22 protein-coding genes, 2 tRNA genes and 1 other RNA gene are annotated in these 19,962 nt (G+C 69.1%); 11 read left to right on the top strand and 14 right to left on the bottom strand.

The window, feature by feature from the left end:
* The first annotated feature begins 493 nt into the window (after nucleotides 1–493).
* Entirely contained in the window at nucleotides 494–658 is a 165-nt protein-coding gene (locus AB0J58_RS21140; protein ID WP_364217961.1) for a hypothetical protein, read from the top strand.
* A gap of 74 nt (nucleotides 659–732) precedes the next feature.
* On the opposite strand, the gene AB0J58_RS21135 is transcribed toward AB0J58_RS21140, so the two are convergent.
* Nucleotides 733–1,500 (bottom strand): hypothetical protein, encoded by a 768-nt coding sequence (locus tag AB0J58_RS21135; protein WP_364217959.1) that lies wholly within the window; start codon nucleotides 1,498–1,500, stop codon nucleotides 733–735.
* A gap of 81 nt (nucleotides 1,501–1,581) precedes the next feature.
* Nucleotides 1,582–2,202, bottom strand: a complete 621-nt coding sequence (locus AB0J58_RS21130) for a TetR family transcriptional regulator (RefSeq protein WP_343971696.1) — start codon at nucleotides 2,200–2,202, stop codon at nucleotides 1,582–1,584.
* A gap of 473 nt (nucleotides 2,203–2,675) precedes the next feature.
* On the opposite strand from AB0J58_RS21130, the gene AB0J58_RS21125 reads away from it, so the two are divergent.
* Nucleotides 2,676–3,599 (top strand): hypothetical protein, encoded by a 924-nt coding sequence (locus tag AB0J58_RS21125; RefSeq protein WP_364217957.1) that lies wholly within the window; start codon nucleotides 2,676–2,678, stop codon nucleotides 3,597–3,599.
* A 102-nt stretch (nucleotides 3,600–3,701) separates the two neighbouring features.
* Here the strand turns inward: AB0J58_RS21125 and AB0J58_RS21120 are convergent, their stop codons facing one another.
* The 5 genes from AB0J58_RS21120 to AB0J58_RS21100 all read right to left on the bottom strand — a co-directional run bounded on the left by AB0J58_RS21120 (nucleotide 3,702) and on the right by AB0J58_RS21100 (nucleotide 7,614).
* Nucleotides 3,702–4,769, bottom strand: a complete 1,068-nt coding sequence (locus AB0J58_RS21120) for an aspartate-semialdehyde dehydrogenase (protein WP_364217955.1) — start codon at nucleotides 4,767–4,769, stop codon at nucleotides 3,702–3,704.
* Entirely contained in the window at nucleotides 4,766–6,040 is a 1,275-nt protein-coding gene (locus AB0J58_RS21115) for an aspartate kinase (protein ID WP_355547632.1), read from the bottom strand. Before AB0J58_RS21115 ends, AB0J58_RS21120 begins: the two co-directional genes overlap by 4 nt.
* A 91-nt stretch (nucleotides 6,041–6,131) precedes the next feature.
* Nucleotides 6,132–6,665, bottom strand: coding sequence for a DUF5063 domain-containing protein (locus AB0J58_RS21110; protein WP_030919805.1), 534 nt, complete (start codon nucleotides 6,663–6,665; stop codon nucleotides 6,132–6,134).
* A complete protein-coding gene (gene recR, locus AB0J58_RS21105) occupies nucleotides 6,658–7,257 on the bottom strand; it encodes a recombination mediator RecR (protein ID WP_030919803.1) in 600 nt (199 codons plus the stop codon). Before recR ends, AB0J58_RS21110 begins: the two co-directional genes overlap by 8 nt.
* Nucleotides 7,258–7,260: 3 nt before the next feature.
* On the bottom strand, nucleotides 7,261–7,614 hold the full coding sequence (locus tag AB0J58_RS21100) for a YbaB/EbfC family nucleoid-associated protein (protein ID WP_343971709.1): 354 nt from the start codon (nucleotides 7,612–7,614) through the stop codon (nucleotides 7,261–7,263).
* A gap of 342 nt (nucleotides 7,615–7,956) precedes the next feature.
* On the opposite strand from AB0J58_RS21100, the gene AB0J58_RS21095 reads away from it, so the two are divergent.
* On the top strand, nucleotides 7,957–9,423 hold the full coding sequence (locus AB0J58_RS21095; protein ID WP_364217953.1) for a GAF domain-containing protein: 1,467 nt from the start codon (nucleotides 7,957–7,959) through the stop codon (nucleotides 9,421–9,423).
* Nucleotides 9,424–9,562: 139 nt separating this feature from the next.
* Here the strand turns inward: AB0J58_RS21095 and AB0J58_RS21090 are convergent, their stop codons facing one another.
* Together AB0J58_RS21090 and ffs are read right to left on the bottom strand one after the other, a co-directional pair.
* Nucleotides 9,563–11,743: a DNA polymerase III subunit gamma and tau gene (locus tag AB0J58_RS21090; protein WP_364217951.1), complete on the bottom strand. Its 2,181-nt coding sequence runs from the start codon at nucleotides 11,741–11,743 to the stop codon at nucleotides 9,563–9,565.
* A 30-nt stretch (nucleotides 11,744–11,773) separates the two neighbouring features.
* Nucleotides 11,774–11,869, bottom strand: an RNA gene (gene ffs / locus AB0J58_RS21085) — signal recognition particle sRNA small type.
* Between the two features lie 82 nt (nucleotides 11,870–11,951).
* Here ffs and AB0J58_RS21080 point away from each other — a divergent pair.
* Nucleotides 11,952–12,040: transfer RNA gene (locus AB0J58_RS21080), tRNA-Ser, on the top strand.
* A gap of 255 nt (nucleotides 12,041–12,295) precedes the next feature.
* On the opposite strand, the gene AB0J58_RS21075 is transcribed toward AB0J58_RS21080, so the two are convergent.
* On the bottom strand, nucleotides 12,296–12,460 hold the full coding sequence (locus AB0J58_RS21075) for a hypothetical protein (RefSeq protein ID WP_364217949.1): 165 nt from the start codon (nucleotides 12,458–12,460) through the stop codon (nucleotides 12,296–12,298).
* 87 nt (nucleotides 12,461–12,547) lie between these two features.
* Here AB0J58_RS21075 and AB0J58_RS21070 point away from each other — a divergent pair, with 87 nt between their 5' ends.
* Together AB0J58_RS21070 and AB0J58_RS21065 are read left to right on the top strand one after the other, a co-directional pair.
* Nucleotides 12,548–13,405, top strand: coding sequence for a neutral zinc metallopeptidase (locus AB0J58_RS21070; protein WP_364217947.1), 858 nt, complete (start codon nucleotides 12,548–12,550; stop codon nucleotides 13,403–13,405).
* Nucleotides 13,406–13,511: 106 nt separating this feature from the next.
* Nucleotides 13,512–13,814 (top strand): type II toxin-antitoxin system VapB family antitoxin, encoded by a 303-nt coding sequence (locus tag AB0J58_RS21065; protein WP_030919787.1) that lies wholly within the window; start codon nucleotides 13,512–13,514, stop codon nucleotides 13,812–13,814.
* Nucleotides 13,815–13,919: 105 nt separating this feature from the next.
* Here the strand turns inward: AB0J58_RS21065 and AB0J58_RS21060 are convergent.
* From AB0J58_RS21060 to AB0J58_RS21045, 4 genes are all read right to left on the bottom strand, one after another.
* Nucleotides 13,920–14,009 (bottom strand) — tRNA-Ser (locus tag AB0J58_RS21060).
* A 24-nt stretch (nucleotides 14,010–14,033) separates the two neighbouring features.
* A complete protein-coding gene (tadA, locus tag AB0J58_RS21055) occupies nucleotides 14,034–14,477 on the bottom strand; it encodes a tRNA adenosine(34) deaminase TadA (protein WP_364218049.1) in 444 nt (147 codons plus the stop codon).
* A gap of 17 nt (nucleotides 14,478–14,494) precedes the next feature.
* Nucleotides 14,495–14,986 carry a tRNA adenosine deaminase-associated protein gene (locus tag AB0J58_RS21050; protein ID WP_343970237.1) on the bottom strand — a complete coding sequence of 164 codons (492 nt, stop codon included), beginning with the start codon at nucleotides 14,984–14,986 and terminating at the stop codon, nucleotides 14,495–14,497.
* Nucleotides 14,987–15,002: 16 nt separating this feature from the next.
* Nucleotides 15,003–15,512 (bottom strand): tRNA adenosine deaminase-associated protein, encoded by a 510-nt coding sequence (locus tag AB0J58_RS21045; protein WP_245651776.1) that lies wholly within the window; start codon nucleotides 15,510–15,512, stop codon nucleotides 15,003–15,005.
* 178 nt (nucleotides 15,513–15,690) lie between these two features.
* On the opposite strand from AB0J58_RS21045, the gene upp reads away from it, so the two are divergent.
* From upp to AB0J58_RS21020, 5 genes are all read left to right on the top strand, one after another.
* Entirely contained in the window at nucleotides 15,691–16,329 is a 639-nt protein-coding gene (upp, locus tag AB0J58_RS21040) for a uracil phosphoribosyltransferase (protein ID WP_343970242.1), read from the top strand.
* A gap of 185 nt (nucleotides 16,330–16,514) precedes the next feature.
* Complete coding sequence (locus tag AB0J58_RS21035; protein WP_343970245.1) at nucleotides 16,515–16,745, top strand: hypothetical protein; 231 nt, start codon at nucleotides 16,515–16,517, stop codon at nucleotides 16,743–16,745.
* A 317-nt stretch (nucleotides 16,746–17,062) separates the two neighbouring features.
* Nucleotides 17,063–17,593, top strand: coding sequence for a PH domain-containing protein (locus AB0J58_RS21030; protein WP_030919774.1), 531 nt, complete (start codon nucleotides 17,063–17,065; stop codon nucleotides 17,591–17,593).
* A gap of 141 nt (nucleotides 17,594–17,734) precedes the next feature.
* A complete protein-coding gene (locus tag AB0J58_RS21025) occupies nucleotides 17,735–19,093 on the top strand; it encodes a helix-turn-helix transcriptional regulator (RefSeq protein ID WP_364217945.1) in 1,359 nt (452 codons plus the stop codon).
* A gap of 109 nt (nucleotides 19,094–19,202) precedes the next feature.
* Nucleotides 19,203–19,904 (top strand): FCD domain-containing protein, encoded by a 702-nt coding sequence (locus AB0J58_RS21020; RefSeq protein WP_030919768.1) that lies wholly within the window; start codon nucleotides 19,203–19,205, stop codon nucleotides 19,902–19,904.
* The last annotated feature ends 58 nt before the right edge of the window (nucleotides 19,905–19,962 follow it).

The raw sequence follows: 19,962 nt of genomic DNA, 5'->3' as shown, positions 1-19,962 counted from the left end.
CCCGCAGGTCGTCCGGCACGTCAGAGAGCCGATCTCGGCCTCCGGCCGTTCAACGCACCCGGAACCCGGGACGGAGCACTCGGCCACAGGCTCCCAGGCGAGCCGGGAGCCGGTGTATCCGGGATATCCGGGATATCCGGCCATGCCGCCACCCGAGATGAAGGCCGAGCCCGACTACCCGACAGCACCTCCCCGGGTGGGCCTGGAGCCCGGGGACCCGGTCGCGTTTCCCTCCGAGGGGAAACCCGAACCGGACCATCCGAAGAAACCGCCGGAGAAACCGGGCTACCCGACAGAAATTCCGGTCAAGCCGGAACCGGAGCCGACTCCCGAACCCAAACCTGATCCCAAGCCCGAACCGACACCCGAGCCCGAACCGGTGTCGCCGACGCCCGCCCCGCCCTCACCACCCCGTCCCCTCCCACCCGCCTACATTCCCAAGGCCGCTGTCACGCCGGCACCATCCCGGACCCGCCCCACGCGGCCCGCCCCGGTGACGCGCCCCAGCGCTCCTCCCCTCCTGCGGCAGCGCCTGGTGCCGGACCGCTACGCCGAGCGGCGCAAGGGCACCGACCGCAGGCTCGTCCTTCTGGTGATGTTCACCGGCGTGATCTCGGTCACCGCGGTCGCCGCCCTCAACCAGCGGGGCCGCGGATAGCGCGGACGGCCCCGATCGGACAGCGAAGCCCGCCGGGGAACCACCGGCGGGCTTTTCGATCCGGACGCGCCGGGCTACGGCTGGGCGGGAAACTGGCCGTCGATCTGGTCGTACTGCCGCTGCGCGGCCTTGAACGCGTCAGGCCCGACGGCGCCCGGCCCGCTGAACGGGTGGCTGATCAGGATGATGAAACCCACCCCGATGACGACCACGCCCACCCGGACCAGATCGGCGACGATCGACGGGAAGGTGGGCCGCACCCTGAGCGTCCAGGGCAGCGCGATCACCAGCAGCCCGGAAATGATCATCGAGACCACGAAGATGCTCTCCAGGCCGGTGCCCGCGTCGTCACCCCTTACGGTTCGGGCGTGGGAGATCTCGGAGACCCGGTCGAGCGCGTCCTGCTGGAGGTTCTTGCCCGCGTCGCCGATCGGCCGGAGCCGGAGCACCGAGGCCCGCATGTCAGCGAGGGTCTGCCCGGGGAGCGGGGACATCTCGCTGTCGGCCATGAGCGGCCAGTCGAGGTCGATGCTCTGCGCGGTGTACTGACGGATCTGGGTCCTGACGGGCGCCGCCTCGGGGATGGGCGCCACCGACCAGTACATCTCGGTGAGGCTCTCGGCCTCGGCCTGGACGTCCGTCTCCGTCGTCCAGAGTCCGTCCCGGCACAGAACCGCGGCGTAGGCCAGCACCAGCAGGTAGACGGCGAGGGCGAGGTTGGCGGAGAAGTCGATGGACGACGAACCGTGCCCGTCGTCATCCCGCCCCTTCCTCCTCAGCACACGGAACGCGATCAGCGGGATCGCGACGGACAGCACCACCAGCACGGCTACCCAACCCATGGGACTCCCTTGAATCCGCCATCGAATCAACCACTCAGGGTAATCAGATCGACACGATGATTCCTGGAGTTCCGCCGGTATTCACTCGCGAAGTTCATGGACTCCCGCGATGAAGTCACGGGCGACCCCGCGCAGGCCAGGCAGGTGCGAGAGCCCCACCAACCGGTCCACCAGCGGCACGGTGAGCTCGATGAACCGATATGTCCGTCGACATCCCTCCGAGTCGTCGTGCACCCAGAACAGGACGACGCCCATCGACATCAGCCAGAGCAGTTCGGGCAGTTCGGCCCGCAACTCGGCGTCCATGCGGTCGGAGGATCCCTCCACGACCCGCCGGTAGATCCCGATCGACGCGTCCCTGGAGGGCGAGGACTCGGCGCTGAACGGGTTGAGCGGGTTGCTCGGCTCGGCCGCGTGCTTGAAGAACTTCACCGCGAACTCGTGGTAGGGCTCGGAGACCCGTACCCACTCCCGCAGCACGCCCTCCAGCCGCGCGGCGAACCGGTGCTCGGTGGCCAGCAGCTTCTCGCACGCGGCCTCGTGCTCGGCCTGGGCCCGGTCGTAATAGGCCTGGACCAGGATCTCCTTCGAGGCGAAGTAGTAGTAGGCGTTGCCCACCGACACCCCGGCCTCGGCGGCGATGGCCCGCATCGTGGTCGCCTCGTACCCTCGCTCGCGAAAAAGCCGCAGGGCCGTCTCCACGATGACCTCACGGGTCCTGTCTGATCCACGGCTTCTCGGGGGCGGCTCGGCCATAGAGCACCTGTCACCTATCGATTGGAGCTGGGAGAACGGGCTCATCTGGTCTCTCTCCACTGGACGAACCCTAGATCATCCGTCCCGTGTCACCAGGGAGAAGCCCCAGTCAACGACCCTAGGCGCGCCACATTGCCCCCGCCACTCATATCGACCATCGCCACACGACTCTCGTCTCCGTGCGCCTTCGGCGGTAGCGACCCGATCACCGCGCGACCGCTGTCTCAGCAGGTCATCGAGCCGCACGATGATCCCCATTACCGGGCAAAATTCACTCTTCGGGAGGGATCATCCGGGTTCGGGGGTGGGATTGATCCATTTGGCGGAAGGGCTCCCGCGACAAGGGATACATAATGGGGACACGTCCCTGTAGACAGCGGGCTGCCCGGTTTACCGCCGGAGCACTGCTCGCTCTGCAGATGTCTTTCATCGCGTCGGCCCGGGACGACAGTGCGACCGCGGAGAGCGGACGCGCCTCGGCCACCGTCACGATCGTGAGCCGGCCGATCACGGCCGGCCCGGCGGAGGCACGCCGGTCCACGCCCCTCGGGACGTACGGCACCGGCGCCCTGGAAACCGCAGGGCTCACCCGCCGGACCGTCCACCGGGTGAGGGACATCGCCACCGCGGGCACACCCCCCGAACAGGCGGCCCCCCTGATCCCCGAGACCACGGGACGAACACGGGCCGCCGCCCCGGCGGGCACACCACCGGAACAGGCGACTCTCCCGATCCTCGAAACCGCGGCGCGAACGTGGGACACCACCGCCGCGGACGCGCCATCGGAACAGGCGGCCCTCCTGATCCCCCAGAGCCCCCGGGAGAGCCGGGCCTTCCAGCCGCGGTCCCGCCCCGAAACCTTCGCGGAGCAGGCGCCCTCCGTCCCCGAGAAGGCGACCGAGGCCCACCCCCCTCAGGCGCAGCGGGCCAAGCAGCGCCAGCCGGTGCGGCTGGCGCAGGCGGACGCCAGACAGCGCCTGCGGGCGGCGGGCCTGACCTGGAGTTCTTCGGGTAAATGCGCGAACCGCCAAGGACGGCACTGCACCTCGCTGCAGGCGGTCCGGGCCGCCACCGTCTCCGACGTGATCGAGCTGAAGCGCCGCAGCGGTTGTCCCCTGGTCATCACCGGCGGCACCGAGGTGGGCCATGCCCCGGGCCCCTACAGCCACTACATGGGCTACAAGCTGGACATCAAGCCCAACACATGCATCAACCGCTACGTCACGAAGAACTATCCGCCACAGGGCATACGAGGCGACGGAGCCCCCCTGTACGGCGAATCGGCGACCTCGGGCACCCTCTTCGCCCGCGAGGCGGACCACTGGGACATCCTCTTCCGCTGACTCACGAGATCCCGCCGCCTCCGGTGTTCGCCGTTCACACCAGTGCCGCGGAACCGCGAGGGTCGTGCGGCGGCATCCGATGCCGCCGCACGACCGGGGAGGTCACCCGAATTCGGCCGCGACCAGCTCGGCGATCTCCGCCGCGTTCAGGGCAGCGCCCTTGCGGAGATTGTCGCCACAGACGAACAGGTCGAGGGTGTTGGGGAAGTCGAGCGCCTGACGGATTCGGCCCACGTAGGTGGGGTCGGTTCCGACGACGTCCGCCGGGGTCGGGAAGACGCCGTTGGCCGGGTCGTCCATGACGACCACGGTCGGAGCGGCCTCCAGAATCCGATGGGCGTCGGCGACGGTGATCTCACGCTCGAAGGTCGCGTGCACGGCCAGTGAGTGGGTGGTGATCACTGGGACGCGGACGCAGGTCGCCGAGACCTTCAGGTCGTGGATCCCAAGGATCTTCCGCGACTCGTTGCGGAGCTTGATCTCCTCGGAGGCCCAGCCGCCGTCCTTGAGCGAGCCCGCCCACGGCACCACGTTGAACGCCACCGGTGCCGGGAAGGGCGACTCGGCGCCGGAGAGCTTGTTCTGCAGGACCTTGCGCACGTCACCGGCGGTCTGCCCGACCGTACGGTCACCCGCCAGGGCCTCGACCTCGTCGTAGAGGCGGGCCGAGCCCGCCACACCCGCGCCGGAGACCGCCTGGTAGGAGGCGACCACCAGCTCACGCAGGCCGTACTCCTCGTGGAGGACACCCATCGCGGCCATCATCGACAGGGTCGTGCAGTTGGGGGTGGAGATGATTCCCAGCGGCCGCTCGCGCGCGGCCTCGGGGTTGACCTCCGGCACGACCAGCGGGACCTCGGGGTTCATCCGGAAGGTGCCCGACTTGTCGATGACGACGGCACCGCGCTCGGCGGCGATCGGCACCCACGTCGCGGAGACCTCGTCCGGCACGTCGAAGATCGCGATGTCGACGCCGTCGAAGACCTCGGGAGTCAGCTCCTGGACGACGAGGTCCTCACCGCGGACCCTTAGGACCTTGCCCGCCGAGCGGGCGGACGCGACGAGCTTGATGTCTCCGTAGACGTTCTCGCGGCCGGAGATGATGTCGCGCATCACGGTGCCGACGGCGCCGGTCGCGCCGATCAGGGCAAGAGTGGGCTTGCGGCTCATCGCCCGGTACCTCCATAGATAACGGCTTCGACCTGGTCGGCGTCGAGGTCGAACGCGCGGTGCGCGGCGCTGACCGCCGTGTCCACCTCGTCCTGTCCGACGATCACCGAGATACGGATCTCCGAAGTGGAGATCATCTCGATGTTCACCCCCGCGTCGGCGAGAGCGGCGAAGAACGTCGCGGTGACGCCGGGGTGCGAGCGCATACCCGCTCCGATCAGCGAGACCTTGCCGATCTGGTCGTCGAAGAGCAGCGACTCGAAGCCGATGCGCTCCTGGATCTTCTTCAGCGCGGTGAGCGCCACGGAGGCGTCACTCGTGGGCAGCGTGAAGGAGATGTCGGTCCGGCCGGTCGTCGCCGCCGACACGTTCTGCACGATCATGTCGATGTTGACCTCGGCGTCGGCGAGTGTTTTGAAGATCGTCGCAGCCTCGCCGACCTTGTCGGGCACCCCGACAACGGTGATCTTGGCCTCGCTCCGGTCGTGCGCGACGCCGGAGATGATCGGCTGCTCCATCTCTGTTCCTTCGCTGTCGGGGTCGGATACGACCCACGTGCCTTCCTTGGTGCTGAACGAGCTTCTGACGTGGATCGGCAGGCCGAAACGGCGAGCGTACTCAACGCAGCGCAGGTGCAGGATCTTCGCACCGCAGGCCGCCATCTCCATCATCTCGTCATACGAGATCTTGGGAATCTTACGGGCGGTCGGGACGATGCGGGGGTCGGCGGTGAAGACGCCGTCCACGTCGGTGTAGATCTCACACACGTCGGCGTTCAAGGCGGCGGCGAGCGCGACCGCCGTGGTGTCCGAGCCGCCCCTGCCGAGCGTGGTGATGTCCTTGGTGTCCTGGGAGACGCCCTGGAACCCGGCCACGATCGCGACCTGGCCGTTGTCGAGCGCCCCGCGTATCCGGCCGGGCGTCACGTCGATGATGCGCGCGCGGCCGTGCGAGGAGTCAGTGATCACACCGGCCTGGGAGCCGGTGAACGAACGCGCCTCCTGGCCGAGGTTGGCGATCGCCATCGCCAGCAGCGCCATCGAGATGCGCTCGCCCGAGGTGAGCAGCATGTCAAGCTCCCGGCCAGGCGGGAGCGGCGAGACCTGCTGGGCGAGGTCGAGCAGTTCGTCCGTCGTGTCACCCATGGCGGAAACGATCACCACGACGTCGTTGCCGGCTTTTTTCGTCGCGACGATCCGCTGAGCGACCCGCTTGATGCAGGACGCGTCGGCGACGGACGAACCACCATACTTCTGAACAACGAGCGCCACGAGATGTCTCCGAAGCAATCTAGGGCTGTGGAGTTCACAGTCTACTGGCGCCCTAGCTGGGACCTTCTGATGTGGCTCAGTATGTGGACGATCACACGGTTGTGCGCTCCTCGGCGACATCAAGCCGGGTATGGGCGACAAGGGCCTGAAGTGCCCGCATCGCCGCTCCGGCGTGGTTTCCCCAGGTGTTGAAATAGGAGTACTGCCACCACCAGAGAGCCTCCAGCGGGCGACCCGCACTGTGGTGCCGCAGACCGTGCAGGAGGTCGGCGGCCACCGCCGTCAGGTCGTCGGAGAGACGGTACGGGGTGACCACGGTGTCCTTGTAGGGGTCGAAGACCTCGGCGTAGTCGTCGACCGGCCCCAGCCGTTCGGCCAGAGCCGTTCGGACGGCGTCGACGTCCGGGTCCTCCCCCAGATGCGGTTCCCAGTTGCCGGACAGGATCACGTCCTGACTCGCGCCGAGTTGCGCGCCGGCCGAGCTGACCTGCGCGACCTCCACCAGCAGCAGGGGCAGGATGGCGTCGCCGCCCTCGCCGCCCGCCAGGCGGGTCAGGCCGTCGATGTAGTTCTTCGCGTGCTCCGCGATCCGCTCCGCGAGAGCACTCCATGCGTCATCAGACATCAAGGAGCCTCCTTCCCTCGAACGCGCGGCCCAAGGTGACCTCGTCCGCGTACTCGAGGTCACCGCCTACCGGCAGACCGCTGGCCAGTCGTGTCACTTTCAGTCCCATCGGCTTGACCAGACGGGCGAGATAGGTCGCCGTCGCCTCCCCCTCAAGGTTGGGGTCGGTGGCGAGGATCAGCTCGGTGACCTGGCCGTCCGCCAGGCGGGTCATGAGCTCTCTGATGCGCAGGTCGTCGGGGCCGACACCGTCGATCGGGCTGATCGCCCCGCCCAGCACGTGGTAGCGGCCTCGGAACTCGCGGGTCTTCTCGATGGCCACGACGTCCTTCGACTCCTCGACGACGCAGATCACGTGGGGATCGCGCCTGGCGTCACGGCAGATCCGGCACTCCTCCTCCGCGGCGACGTTGCCACAGACCCGGCAGAAACGGACCTTCTCCTTGACCTCCAGCAGAGCGTGCGCGAGCCGTTTCACGTCGGCCGGCTCCGCGGCCAGCAGATGAAACGCGATGCGTTGCGCGCTCTTGGGACCGACGCCGGGAAGCATCCCCAACTCGTCGATCAGGTTCTGGACGACCCCTTCGTACATGACCTAGAACCCGGGAAGCTGGCCGAGCCCGCCCCCGCCCCCCAGCCCCTGTGCGAGGGGACCGAGCTTCTCCTGCTGCAGGTCGGCCGCGGCGCGCACGGCGTCGCGGATGGCCGCGATGACCAGGTCGGCGACGGTGTCCGCCGTCTCCTGGGGATCACCGGGGTCGATGGCCTCGGCGCTGATCTCGAGTTCGAGCAGCTCGCCCCCGCCGTTGACCGTGGCCACGACCAGGCCGCCGCCCGCGGAGCCCTGGACCTCCGCGTCGTTCAGTTCCTGCTGGGCGCTCACAAGCTGCTGCTGCATGAGCTGAGCCTGCTCCAGCAGCTGCTGCAGGTTGACATCCCCTGGGTTCACCGTCGTTGTGCTCCTCATTCGCGACATCGGTCGTCACGAGCCTACGGGTTCTGAGCCGGGTGTTGTACTGAAGCGGGCACGGGTTCCCTGCTGACGGGGATTAAACCTCCATCGGGCCCCGTACCCCCTCCAGACGTCCGAGACCCGACATGACACGTCCCGGAGCGGCCGCACACGGCGACGTGTGAGCGAAAGGTAACCGCCCGAAGGTTGCGCACACGTTGCGGTCGTCCGCTCACACTCCGCGTGCCCTCTTTGAGGGAACGGGTTGCGTGCGGGGTTCCGAGCCCCGATGCTTCCGCCATCGGCTCTGTTCCGGGGGGATATGTGTCCGACGGCCAGATGAGAGCTGCCCAGGCAGCCGATCTCGACTCCTACGCGTCACGGTTGCGGCGCCTGCACGAGGTCCTGAGCGACGGTGGGCAACCGGTGGCCGAGGGACCCAGAAGCGTGATCTCCTCGTCGTGGCGGCGGTCGCTGGACGCCGGGGTCGACCTCGGGGCCAGGTCGGCTCCGCCGGCCTTCGAGGGCCAGGACATCAGGGAGGTCCGTTCGGCCCACCCGATGAACGGGCTGCTGCCGATCATCACCGGCACCCTTCTGGGAGCCGCCGACGAGGACGACCAGATCCTGCTCATCGCCGACGCCAAGGGCAGGGTGCTCTGGCGGGACGGCAACCACCGGACGATGGAACGCGCCGACGAGGTGGGACTGGCCGCCGGCTTCGACTGGAGCGAGCAGGCGATCGGGACCAACGGCCTGGGCACCGCGCTCGCGACCCGGCGGCCCCTCCACGTCTTCTCCTCCGAACACCTGGTCAGAGCACTCCACATCTGGTCCTGTTCCGCCGCGCCGGTCATCGATCCCGACGGCGGCGGCCTGCTGGGCTGCGTCGACGTCAGTGGCACGACGCGCGCCATGCACCCGGCGAGCGTCGCCCTCGTCGAGGCCGCCGCGCGGCTGGCCGAGAGCCACCTCACGCTGCGCATGCTCGAACGCGACGAGCGGCTCAGACGCCGCCACGAGAGGCAGGTGAGCGCGCTGCGCGGCGAGCCCGGCGCCCTGGTCACCGCGACCGGGCGGATCATCGCCGATGACGACGCGCGGCAGTGGGGTCACCGCATCCGCCTGCCCGAGGTGGGCCACCGGGTGGTCCTGCCCGACGGGCGGAGCGCCTTCCTTGAACCGCTCGGTGACGAGGGCTTCCTGCTCCGCCTCGCGGGTCCGGCGCGCGGCCCCGTGCTGACCTTGTCCCTCCTCGGCACCGAGCACCCCTCGGCGTACCTGGAGGGGGTCCGCCTGCCGCTCTCCCTGCGCCACGCCGAGATCCTCGCGATGCTCGTCCTCAACCCCCGGGGAATGACGGCCGCCCAACTCTCCTTCCATCTGTACGGCGACGAGGGAAATCCGGTGACCGTCCGTGCCGAGATCCACCGGCTCCGCGCCCACCTCGGCCGCACCATCGCCGCCAAGCCGTACCGCCTTACCTGCCAGGTCGAGGCCGACTTCCTGGAGCTCAAGCGGCTGCTCGCGGCCGGCGAGACCGCGCCGGTCGCCCGCGCCTACCGCGGCCCCCTGCTGCCCCGCTCCGAGGCGCCCGCCCTGCGCCGCGAGCGGGAGGAGCTGGAGGGCCAGGTACGGGCCCGTCTCCTGCGGCGGGGCGACCCCGACGACCTCTGGGCCTACACCGAGACCGAGCACGGCAGGAACGACGTCCAGGTCCTCGAACGCCTCGCCGCCACGCTGCCCGGCCACGACCACCGCGCGGTGGCGGCCCGGATCCGCCTCAGCGGCGGCGACCCGCCCTGAGATCCTCGTCATCCCGAAGGCGAAGCTCCCGTGCTGCCACGGGTGCGGCGGGTTTCCCGGCGACCGCTTCCGGGCGGACGCGCGCCGTCGACCGGTCTGAGGCCTCCGGGACGCGGCTGGGAGCCCGGCGTGAAACCGGTCAGGTGTGGTCGATCTCGCCGATGATCTGGCCACCCAGCTCGCGCTGGATGAGGGCCATCCCGCTGAGCGCGTCGACGTCGGCGTCCGCGTCGTTCAGCGGGTCGACCTCGTCGGCGTCGGGGGCGGCGCCGCGGTTACCCCGGCCGGGCACCGCGTCGGGCCAGGCCGGCTTGGCACCGGTCTTGGCCGCGGCCCGTGGACCGGCCTGGGCCGCGGCCTTGGCGGCCGAGCGGGCGGCGGCCAGACCGGGACCGGGACCGGAGATCGACGGGGGAGGCGAGCCCGGGTCCTCCGGCATGGGGGCGTCCGGCCAGGACTCGTCCGTCGCGGGCGGGCTCTGACGCGCCGGGGCTTCCCGCTCCGCCTGCGGCGCGGGCGGGGCGGCTGGGGCCTGTGCCTGCCGGACCGGCGCCTGGGCCTGGGCCTGCGGCTGCGACGGCTGGGGGGTGGGCTGTCTCGGTGCCGGCGCACGGCCCCCGCCCGACGGAGCGGGCCCGTTGCCGACGACGGCCTCGACCTTCCAGGTCCCGCCCAGAACCTCCTGCAGCACCGCCGCGACGACCGCGTCCTTGCCGCCCCCGGTGAAGTTCTTCATCGCGCCGACCTGCGCGAACCCCAAAGTTACGATCTTGCCCTCGACCCCGACGACCTGGGCGTTGGTGTTGACGTTGGCCCACACGACGATGCTGCGCCGCTTGAGCGCGGCGAGCACCTGGGGCCACGCCTGCTGCACGGCCCCGCCCCCGGAACCGGGTGCGGCAGCCATGTCGACCGGCGCGGGTGCGCCGGGAGCCTGCTGAACGGGCGCCTGGGCCTGCTGCCCCGTAGCCGGTGCGCCGGGCCTGACCGCCACCGGCCAGTCGTCGCCCTGGGCAGCGGGCTGCTCGGCGGGTGCCTTGACGACGGGCGGCGCGGGCCGCTCCGCCTGCGGCGGGGGCGCCGCGTGGACCACGGGTGCCGGAGCCGCGGCCTGCGGGGCCACGGCCTGCGAAACGGCGGCCTGCGGGGCGGCGGGCACGGCGATCCCGCCCCGCTCCAGCCGCTCCAGCCGTGTCAGCAGCGCCGCCTCGCCCTGCGCCGCACCGGGAAGCAGGATCCTGGCGCACATCAGCTCAAGGAGCAGCCGAGGCGAGGCCGCGCCGCGCATCTCGATCAGGCCCGCGTTGAGGATCTCCGCGGCGCGGGTCAGCTCGGCCGGCCCCATCGAGGCCGCCTGAATCTGGAGCCGCTCCAGCTCGTCGCCTGGCCGGTCGAGCAGCCCGCTGGTGGCCGCCTCCGGCACGTTGGCCAGGATCACCAGGTCACGGAAGCGCTCCAGCAGGTCCATCGCGAACCGCCGGGGGTCGTGGCCGCCCTCGATCACCCGGTTCACCACCTGGAACACCAGCGCACCGTCGCGGCCGGCGAAGGCCGCGACCACGTCGTCGAGCAGGTCACCGTCGGTGTAGCCGAGCAGGGAGACGGCACGCGCGTACGTGATGCCCGCCTCGTCCGACCCGGCGAACAGCTGGTCGAGGATGGAGAGCGAGTCCCGGGCCGAACCCGCGCCCGCCCGGACCACCAGCGGGAGCGCGGCGGGCTCGAACGGCACGTTCTCGGAGGTGAGGATCTCCTCCATGAGCGTGCGCAGCGCGGCCGGCGGGATCAGCCGGAACGGGTAGTGATGGGTCCTGGACTTGATCGTCCCGATGACCTTCTCTGGCTCGGTGGTCGCGAAGACGAACTTCAGGTGAGGGGGAGGCTCCTCGACGAGCTTGAGCAGCGCGTTGAAACCCTCGCGGGTCACCATGTGCGCCTCGTCGATGATGTAGATCTTGAAGCGCGACGACACCGGCGCGAAGAAGGCCCGCTCGCGCAGGTCGCGGGCGTCGTCCACGCCGCCGTGCGAGGCGGCGTCGATCTCGATGACGTCGAGGTGGCCGGGACCGGTGGGCGCCAGCGCCACGCAGGACTCGCACTCCCCGCACGGTTCGGGGGTCGGGCCCTTCTCGCAGTTCAGGGAGCGCGCGAGGATGCGCGCGCTGGACGTCTTGCCACATCCCCTGGGGCCGCTGAACAGGTAGGCGTGGTTGATGCGCCCGCTGCGCAGCGCCTGGCGGAGCGGATCGGTGACGTGTTCCTGACCCTTGACCTCGGCGAAGGTTCCGGGCCGGTACTTGCGGTACAGCGCAAGACTCATGCGACGATCCCACCTGCGAGGGGTCCTGAAACGAAAGACCCCTCGCACACCCGCCAGAGCCCGCTTATCCTTGCTGCCTTCCGGCCCTGGGGAGGTTCACAGGATGACGCCGCGCGAGGGGTCGACCCTCAGTCTAGCCTCAGATCCGAGTGCTCGGGGTCGGAAATCCATGGTCCGTGCACCTCGAAAGTTGGGTAAGCTTCTCCACGGAGGATTCGCCTAGTTGGCCTAGGGCGCACGCTTGGAAAGCGTGTTGGGGGCAACCCCTCAGGAGTTCGAATCTCCTATCCTCCGCCACCTCGAAGGGCCGGACGGCATATGCCGTCCGGCCCTTCGTCGTCTCAGGCCGCTGTGGGACGCCCACCGGCTCCGAACGGCTACAGGCTTCGGTCCCACCGTGCCCGTCCGATCGTCTCGCCCCCGGACTGGCGGTCGTCCTGCCGGTGGTGTTCGTGCCGCTGTCGGTGCGCGCGTACCCCGCAGGAACCGATGACGGCGCCCTGCGCTCACCTCGCGCCGAGGCGCTCCAGGTAGGCGGCTGTCTCGGCCTCGTCACGGAGAGTCCGTGACGAGGCCGAGACAGCCGTCGAGCCGTACGACGAAGAGGACGTCTTCGCCAAGGGTGACGCCGTGGGCCGAGTGCGCCGTCGCGTCCTCGTCCACGAAGGCGGGGGAGCCGATCGCGACGGTCAGCCCGGGTGCGACGGCCCGCGCCACCTTTCATGCCTTTGTCCGCGTGCGGGCATGTCAAGCTCTGTTCGGGGCAGGGGAAGCGCCCCAAGCGGATCGAAGGGATGTCGGGCGATGGATTTCAAGGACGATGTCCAGCTGGACAGCTCTCAGGTCGAAAGCCGCGGCCGGGGGAGGATTCCCGGTGGAGGTCTCGCGGTCGGCGGTGGGGCGGCCGGAATCATCGCGCTCATCCTCGCGCTGGTGTTCGGGATCAACCCCGGAGACATCACCGGCGGCTCCGCTCCGGCCCCGGTCGGCCCGGGCTCCGACCTCTCGGCGCAGTGCAAGACCGGGCGGGACGCCGACCAGAACGAGGAGTGCCGGGTGGTCGGCGTGGTCAACAGCATCCAGGAGTACTGGCCGAAGGCTGTCCAAGGATACGAGCCCGCCAAGACCGTCATGTTCTCCGGCCAGGTCAACACCGCCTGCGGTGCCGCCGACGCCTCCGTCGGCCCGTTCTACTGCCCGGCCGACCGCCAGGTCTACCTGGACCTCAGCTTCTTCAAGGAACTGGAGAGCAGGTTCGGCGCCAAGGGCGGCCCCTTCGCCCAGGCGTACGTCATCGGGCACGAGTACGGTCACCACGTCCAGCACCTGATCGGTACCGACGCCAAGGCCCAGGGGGACCGGCAGGGCCCCAAGAGCGGCTCGGTAAGACTGGAACTGCAGGCCGACTGCTACTCGGGCGCCTGGGCCAAGAACGCCTACGAGACCGGCCTGTTCGAGAAGCCGTTCAGCAGGACGGACATCGAGGAGGCGCTGAGCGCCGCGTCCGCCGTGGGCGACGACAGCATCCAGGAGCGGACCCAGGGCCGGGTCACCCCCGAGGGCTTCACCCACGGCACGTCCGCGCAGCGCGTCAAGTGGTTCACCACCGGCTACCAGAGCGGCGATCCCGGCAGGTGCGACACCTTCTCCGGCGACATCTGAGAACTCCGGCGGCACCTGCCCAGGACGCATCCGAAAGACGGCCTCCGAACTGCGGCGATGAAGATCGGACAGGCGAGAGGCCTGATTCTCTCCTAAACTACGTACTGTGATCTTCAAGCTGGTCGGCGATGGACGGCCCTACCCCGAGCACGGTCTCTCGCATCGCGAGTGGGCGCAGATACCGCCGCGACAGGTCCGGCTCGACACGCTGATCACCACGAAAGCGGTGCTGGACCTGCATTCCCTGCTCGCCAAGGACTCCACGTTCTACGGCGACCTGTTCCCGCACGTGGTCCAGTGGCGCGGCGACCTCTATCTGGAGGACGGCCTGCACCGGGCCCTGCGCTCGGCCCTGCACCAGCGCTCGGTGCTGCACGCCCGGGTCCTGGAACTGCCCACGGAGAACTGAGGCCCCGGGCGGGATGTTGCCGGGTTCGCGAAAGGGATGGAACGGCGGGGGAAAGAAGGCAGAACGCGAGGAAGGGCTCCCGCGACCGCGGGAGCCCTTCCTGTGTGGCGGTGGAGGTGGGATTTGAACCCACGGATAGGTTGCCCCATCACACGCTTTCGAGGCGTGCGCCCTCGGCCACTAGGCGACTCCACCGCGGAGCAGCCTACCGGATAACCGCTATTGCTCGCGCATCCGGCGAGCGGTGAAGAACTCGGTGAGAACCGCCGCGCAGTCATCGGCCAGGACCCCCCGCAGGACCTCGGGCCGGTGGTTGAGGCGGCGGTCCCTGAGCACGTCCCAGAGCGACCCCGCCGCTCCGCCCTTGGGATCGACGGCGCCGTAGACGACGCGGTCGACCCGGGCGAGCACGGCGGCGCCCGCGCACATGGTGCAGGGCTCCAGGGTGACCACCAACGTGCAGCCGGTCAGCCGCCACCGCCCGCACACCTTCGCGGCCCGCCTCAGGGCGAGCACCTCGGCGTGTGCGGTGGGGTCGGCCGAGGCCTCCCTGTCGTTTCCCGCGCGCCCCAGCACGGAGCCGTCCGGGCCGATGACCACCGCACCGACGGGCACCTCGCCGCGGGCTCCGGCTTCGGCGGCCTGCGCCAGGGCGAGCCTCATCTCCCCGACGTAGTCCGTCAACGCAACCGGTCGAGCTCGTCGGCGAAGGCCATCCGCTCGGCGATCACCGAGAGCGTGTCCCCGGGGAGCGCGCCCTCCTCCATGCTGAGCTCGACGAGCTCGTCGGAACTCAGCCCGAGGTCCTCCAGCAACTCGAAGTCGCCCGCCGGCCGCACGCCCAGGTCGGGGGTGTCCTTGTCGACCGCCACCCCGGCCAGCTCGGTGAAGAGCTCACCGAGGCCGTCGGAGAGCCCCGCGTGGGCGTCGGACAGGAAGGTGCGTGGCTCCAGGTCGCCCTGATATCGGACGATCGCGAACCACTCGTCCTCCACCTCCACACACAGAAGAGCAAGCTCGTCGCCGTTGAGCCCCAGATGCTCCTGAACGGCGTCGCCGAGATCGTCGACGATCTCGGCCTCACTGAGGTCGACCTCCGCGCCTTTCCAACCGTCCGGTGTACGGACGAAGGCCGCGGAGAAAACACTGTTGCGGGGTGGTCTGGAGGGCATGGCCGATCTCCCGAGGTCAGCCGAACACAGAGTCGATGGCGCGTTCGAACGGCTCGGAGAACCCCAGCCGCGCGGCGATGCTGGACAGGACGTCCTCCGGCAGGAGGTCGATGTCGCCGGAGAGGATGCCGAGTTCCATCTCGTCAAGCCCCAGGTCCGCGAAGATCGACAGGTCCCCCGCGGGGAGCGCCGTCTCCTCGTCCTGAAGAATCGCGTCGAGTTCGTCCTCGTCGGGAACCGGCACGTCCAGGTATTCCAGCGCCTGCCGGGCGAGCGGGAAGTCCCAGGACGCGGCGATGTCGGACAGGAAGACCTCGACCCTCTCGCCGAACACCCGTAGCGCCACGAAGAACTCATCCCCAACGGCGACCAGGCCAATCGTGCCGTTCATGCTCGGCTGCTGGCGCAGGGCGTGGATGAGGCCGTCGAGGTCGGACGTGAGGGCCACGGGGAGCATCTCCGCCTCCCAGCCGTCGTCCTCACGGTAGATCACGATGGCAAAGTCCAGCGAGTCTTCGTCTGACATGGCCATCCCCACCGAATGCTTTCTCTACGGAGGTCAATGCTTTCAGAAGCGGGACACGGACGTGGGCCCCTCCGACCAAATTGTGATCAAATCCGAGTGAGCGGGTGATGTCGAGCAGGTGCCGCCCGCCCTCCCCCGGCTCATCGCCCGCCGAGTGCCCAGGATATCTTTGGCCACCATGGAAACCCTGGTCGTCGACCATCCCCTGGTGGCCCACAAGCTGACCGTGCTGCGGGACGTCGGCACGGACTCCCCCACTTTCCGGCGTCTCGCCGACGAGTTGGTGACCCTGCTGGCCTACGAGGCGACCAGGCACGTCCGCGTCACCGAGTGGTCGGTGCAGACGCCCGTGGCTCCCGCCAAGGGCGTGCGGCTGGCACAGCCCTGCCCGCTGGTGGTCCCGATCCTGCGCGCGGGACTGGGGATGCTGGAGGGCATGACCCGGCTACTGCCCACGGCCGAGGTCGGTTTCCTGGGAATGATCCGCAACGAGTCCACCCTCCAGGCGGAGACCTACGCCACCCGGCTGCCCGACGACCTCTCCGGCCGTCAGGTCTACGTGGTGGACCCGATGCTGGCCACCGGCGGCACCCTCGCCGCCGCGATCCAGTTCCTCTTCGACCGGGGCGCCGACGACGTGACCGCGCTCTGCCTGCTGGCCGCCCCCGAGGGCATCGCCTACATGGACCAGGTCTTCAACGGCAGCGGCAAGCCGATCCGCCTGGTGACCGCGGCCCTGGACGAGCGCCTGAACGAGCACGGCTACATCGTTCCCGGGCTGGGCGACGCCGGAGACCGCCTCTACGGCGTCGTCTGAGTACTCCCCGGTATCGCCGCCGGCCCGAAGGTTCCGGGATTTCAGAGCCATCCTTTTCCCTTGAAGGATGGTTCTTCTACCCGCCGATCGTTACATAACGCGATCGAGCGGGTACGAAGAGTCGCGAAGACATCTCTTCTGTGTCCCCGGTCCGCCGAGGCCGCGGGCGCACACCAGGGAGAACCATGAGCGAGCGAATCATCCCGGACACCGAACCCGACCCTTACGCGGACTTCAGCGCCGCGCTCAGGGACGAGTTCTCCGAGGTCCATCCGGCGGCCACGGTGACCCGCTGCATAGAGGCGGCTCACTACGGAGCGCTGGAGGTCGTCGGCCACGCCCATCCGACGCTGGTCGAGCGGATCGCCCGCAAGCACCTCGAGGTCCTCGCACTGGTCGCGAGCGAACGCGGGTGACGGGTCATGAGGGGCACGGATGTCCGGGAGGGGCCCGCGGGGCCCTCGCGCGAGATCCTCGCGACGCGTACGAGACCGAATGAGCCGATGCGCTTTACCGCGGCATGGCCCTGGGTAATGTATATGGCGGGTGCAGTGGGTGAGTGGTAGTGGGAGGCCAACGTGCAGGTCAAGAAAGTCCTATCGTATAGCGCTGTCGGTTTTGTGGCGTTTTTCCTGTTCACCCGACCAGGTGACGCAGCCAACGCCGTAAGGGGTGCCATGGACACGGTTTACACGGCGGCCGATTCTCTGGCCCAATTCGTCTCACACCTGTCATGAGGCTCGTGACCCACGGGGACTCCGCTCCCTCGTCGGTCAACCGCTACCTGCTCCCCCACGAACACCAGGTCATCATGGTGCGGCGCCACCCGGCCGTGCTGCTTCGCGCGGTCGCCGAGGTCTTCGGCGGCCTGATCCTCGCCGGACTGCTCAGCAAGTGGTTCGGCGACCAGGGCGGCGGTGGCGTGCTCGTCATCGTCTGGTGGGCCTGGCTGCTGTTGTTGATCCGCTTCGTCTGGAAGGTCGCGGAGTGGTCGGTCGACTACTTCGTCGTCACCTCCAAGCGCATGCTGCTCACCACCGGCTTGATCACCCGCAAGGTCGACATGATGCCGCTCGGCAAAGTGACCGACATGAGCTTCCAGCGCTCGATCCTCGGCCGCATGCTGGGCTACGGCGAGTTCGTTCTGGAGTCGGCCGGTCAGGACCAGGCTCTGTCGAGGGTCAATTACATTCCATACCCGGAGACCCTCTACCTGGAGGTCTGCCAGATGCTCTTCCCGGGGGGCAATGATTCGGATGATTAGTTCCCTATGTCCATATTGACAGCAATGACATAGTGGCTGCCCACACTCCCCGGTGAGGATTTTTCACGCGGGGTTACCCGATTCGACTGCTTCATGCAATCATGGCGGGAACATTGACCATCCCCCGCCCTGAGAGATCAGATGCCGAGTCAGGGAACCATCGGTGACCGCGTCCGCGGACTGCGACTGAGTAGGCGCATGTCCCAGGCCCAGTTGGCAGGGCCCGACCTTTCCGACAGCTACGTCTCCCTCATCGAGTCCGGCAAGCGGACGCCGACGCCCGTGGTCGCCCGTCTGCTGGCCGAGCGACTGGGGTGCACCACCGAGTTCCTGCTGCACGGGATCGAGCCGCGCCAGCGCATCGACACCGAGCTCGGCCTGCGCCACGCGGAGTTGGAGCTCCTCCACGGCGACCCGTCCGTCGCGGCGGACCGTTTCGGTGAGATCGTCAAGGTCGCCGGCGAGGAGAACGCGATGCTGGCCGCGCACGCGCGACTCGGCCGCGCACGCGCGCTGGAGGCCCAGGGCAGGATCGGTCCGGCGTTGGAGGCGTTCGAGCGACTCCGCCGTGAGGCGGCCGCCCACCCCGAGCGCCTGGCCGACCTGCCGCTGACGGTGGCGCTGAGCCGCTGCTACCAGCGTGCCGGAGACACCCCTCGCTCGCGCGACCTGGCCGCCCACGCGCTCAGCGAAGTCAACCGGCTTCCCCTGTCGCAGGGCGAGATCGCCGTCGAGCTGGCCGCCTCCCTGATGGAGGCCGAAACCCCTCACGGACCCGGCTCACCGGGCATCTCCTACGTCCGGCACGTCCTGTCGACCAATGGCGTCCCCACCGCGGTCAACCGCACCGCGGAGATCCACGCCCTCTGGCGAGCGAGTGTCGCGGCCTCTGACAGAGAGGACTCGGCCCTGGCCGTCCGCCTCGCCGACGACGCGATCGCGACCGGTCGCCCGGCACGGATGGCGTCACAGCTCGCCCTCATCGCGATGGACTGGGCACGTCTCGCGGCCTCCACGGGCGACGAGTCGCTCGACGAGGCCCACAAGCTCGCGACCAGCGCCGGCAAGGTCTTCGCGGCGTTCCCCGAGCGCGTCCACGAGTACATCAGGAGCATCGTCGTGCTCGCCCAGGTCCGGCTGGCGACCGGCGACGCTCAGGGTGCGGCGGATCTGGCCAGAACCGCCCTCGACATGCCGGGCGGCCAGGCGGGCGCCATCGGGGCGACCGCGCAGCTGGTTCTCGCCCGGGTCGCGCTGGCCCACGGCCGGAGCGACGTCACGACCGCCCTGGACACCGCCAAGCTGCTGCTGAACGGCGTCCGGTACGAGCTCTCCGGCCCTGATCGGGGGACCGCGCGAGTCTGGCGTGACCTAGGAGACCTGTACGGCCAGGTCGGTGCGCGTGATGACCAGGCCGGCGCGTATCGTAGGGCTCTCGAAACCGCTGGGGTGCGCGACGCGCTGGTGGGCGTGACCGTCGACTCGGCTTTGGTTCGATAAGACCGGTTTCGTTAAGGGAGTTCCAGATTTGTTTTCGCACCTCTGGAATAACTAGGGTCTACCAGTCATTGATTCATAGGATGATTGGTTTCTCCGGAGGAGGCGGACGGTGAGTCTGCGTACGGCGCAGCGAGCATCCCTCGTCGACCAAGTGATCGATCAACTCAAGGAGCAGATCACTTCTAACTCCTGGCAGATGCACGCGAAGATTCCTACCGAGACCGTACTCGCCGAGCAACTCGGGGTCGGTCGCAACACCGTGCGCGAGGCGGTGCGGGCGCTCACACACGCCGGCCTGCTGGAGTGTCGCCAGGGTGACGGGACGTACGTTCGCGCCACGAGCGAGCTCTCCGGGGCCATGCTGCGCCGGCTACGCTCCGCCGAGCAGCTTGAGATCCTGGAGGTGCGGCGTGCGCTGGAGGTGGAGGCCGCCAGGCTCGCCGCGACCAGACGCACCGACGCCGACATCGCCGCGATCGAGGCGGCGCTGACCGAGCGGGACAACGCCTGGCAACTGGGCGAACCCAACGCGTTCGTCGAGTCCGACCTCGCCTTCCACATCGCGGTGGTCCGTGCCACCCACAACCTGGTGCTGATCGAGCTTTACGAGGACTTCTCAGCGGCGCTGCGCGCCAGCATCACCGCCGCGGGCACCTCGCTGAGCAGCACCCTGAACACCACCTACATCCCGCACGACGCCATCGCCCGCGCCATCGCGGCCGGTGACGCCGCCGCCGCCGAACACGCGGGACATGCGTGCATGGAGCACATCCTGATCGCCCTGACCGAGGAACAGGAACTCTCCGCCTGACCCCTCCCTCCCACGGCTTCTCACAGTGCGGGCCCCGCCACCGGCCGGTGGCGGGGCC

This window comes from Streptosporangium sp. NPDC049644, assembly GCF_040675205.1.
GTDB lineage: Bacteria > Actinomycetota > Actinomycetes > Streptosporangiales > Streptosporangiaceae > Streptosporangium > Streptosporangium fukuiense.
The sequence above is the reverse complement of the archived record's forward strand: the minus strand, read 5'-3'. Positions and strand labels throughout refer to the sequence as shown.

Bases quoted from the DNA above. Each gene is read 5' to 3' on its own strand.
- AB0J58_RS21135 (WP_364217959.1), bottom strand. From the start codon at position 1,500: ATGGGTTGGGTAGCCGTGCTGGTGGTGCTGTCCGTCGCGATCCCGCTG.
- AB0J58_RS21125 (WP_364217957.1), top strand. From the start codon at position 2,676: ATGTCTTTCATCGCGTCGGCCCGGGACGACAGTGCGACCGCGGAGAGC.
- AB0J58_RS21120 (WP_364217955.1), bottom strand. From the start codon at position 4,769: ATGAGCCGCAAGCCCACTCTTGCCCTGATCGGCGCGACCGGCGCCGTC.
- AB0J58_RS21110 (WP_030919805.1), bottom strand. From the start codon at position 6,665: ATGTCTGATGACGCATGGAGTGCTCTCGCGGAGCGGATCGCGGAGCAC.
- recR (WP_030919803.1), bottom strand. From the start codon at position 7,257: ATGTACGAAGGGGTCGTCCAGAACCTGATCGACGAGTTGGGGATGCTT.
- AB0J58_RS21095 (WP_364217953.1), top strand. From the start codon at position 7,957: ATGAGAGCTGCCCAGGCAGCCGATCTCGACTCCTACGCGTCACGGTTG.
- AB0J58_RS21090 (WP_364217951.1), bottom strand. From the start codon at position 11,743: ATGAGTCTTGCGCTGTACCGCAAGTACCGGCCCGGAACCTTCGCCGAG.
- AB0J58_RS21070 (WP_364217947.1), top strand. From the start codon at position 12,548: ATGGATTTCAAGGACGATGTCCAGCTGGACAGCTCTCAGGTCGAAAGC.
- tadA (WP_364218049.1), bottom strand. From the start codon at position 14,477: ATGAGGCTCGCCCTGGCGCAGGCCGCCGAAGCCGGAGCCCGCGGCGAG.
- AB0J58_RS21050 (WP_343970237.1), bottom strand. From the start codon at position 14,986: ATGCCCTCCAGACCACCCCGCAACAGTGTTTTCTCCGCGGCCTTCGTC.
- AB0J58_RS21045 (WP_245651776.1), bottom strand. From the start codon at position 15,512: ATGTCAGACGAAGACTCGCTGGACTTTGCCATCGTGATCTACCGTGAG.
- upp (WP_343970242.1), top strand. From the start codon at position 15,691: ATGGAAACCCTGGTCGTCGACCATCCCCTGGTGGCCCACAAGCTGACC.
- AB0J58_RS21035 (WP_343970245.1), top strand. From the start codon at position 16,515: ATGAGCGAGCGAATCATCCCGGACACCGAACCCGACCCTTACGCGGAC.
- AB0J58_RS21030 (WP_030919774.1), top strand. From the start codon at position 17,063: ATGAGGCTCGTGACCCACGGGGACTCCGCTCCCTCGTCGGTCAACCGC.
- AB0J58_RS21025 (WP_364217945.1), top strand. From the start codon at position 17,735: ATGCCGAGTCAGGGAACCATCGGTGACCGCGTCCGCGGACTGCGACTG.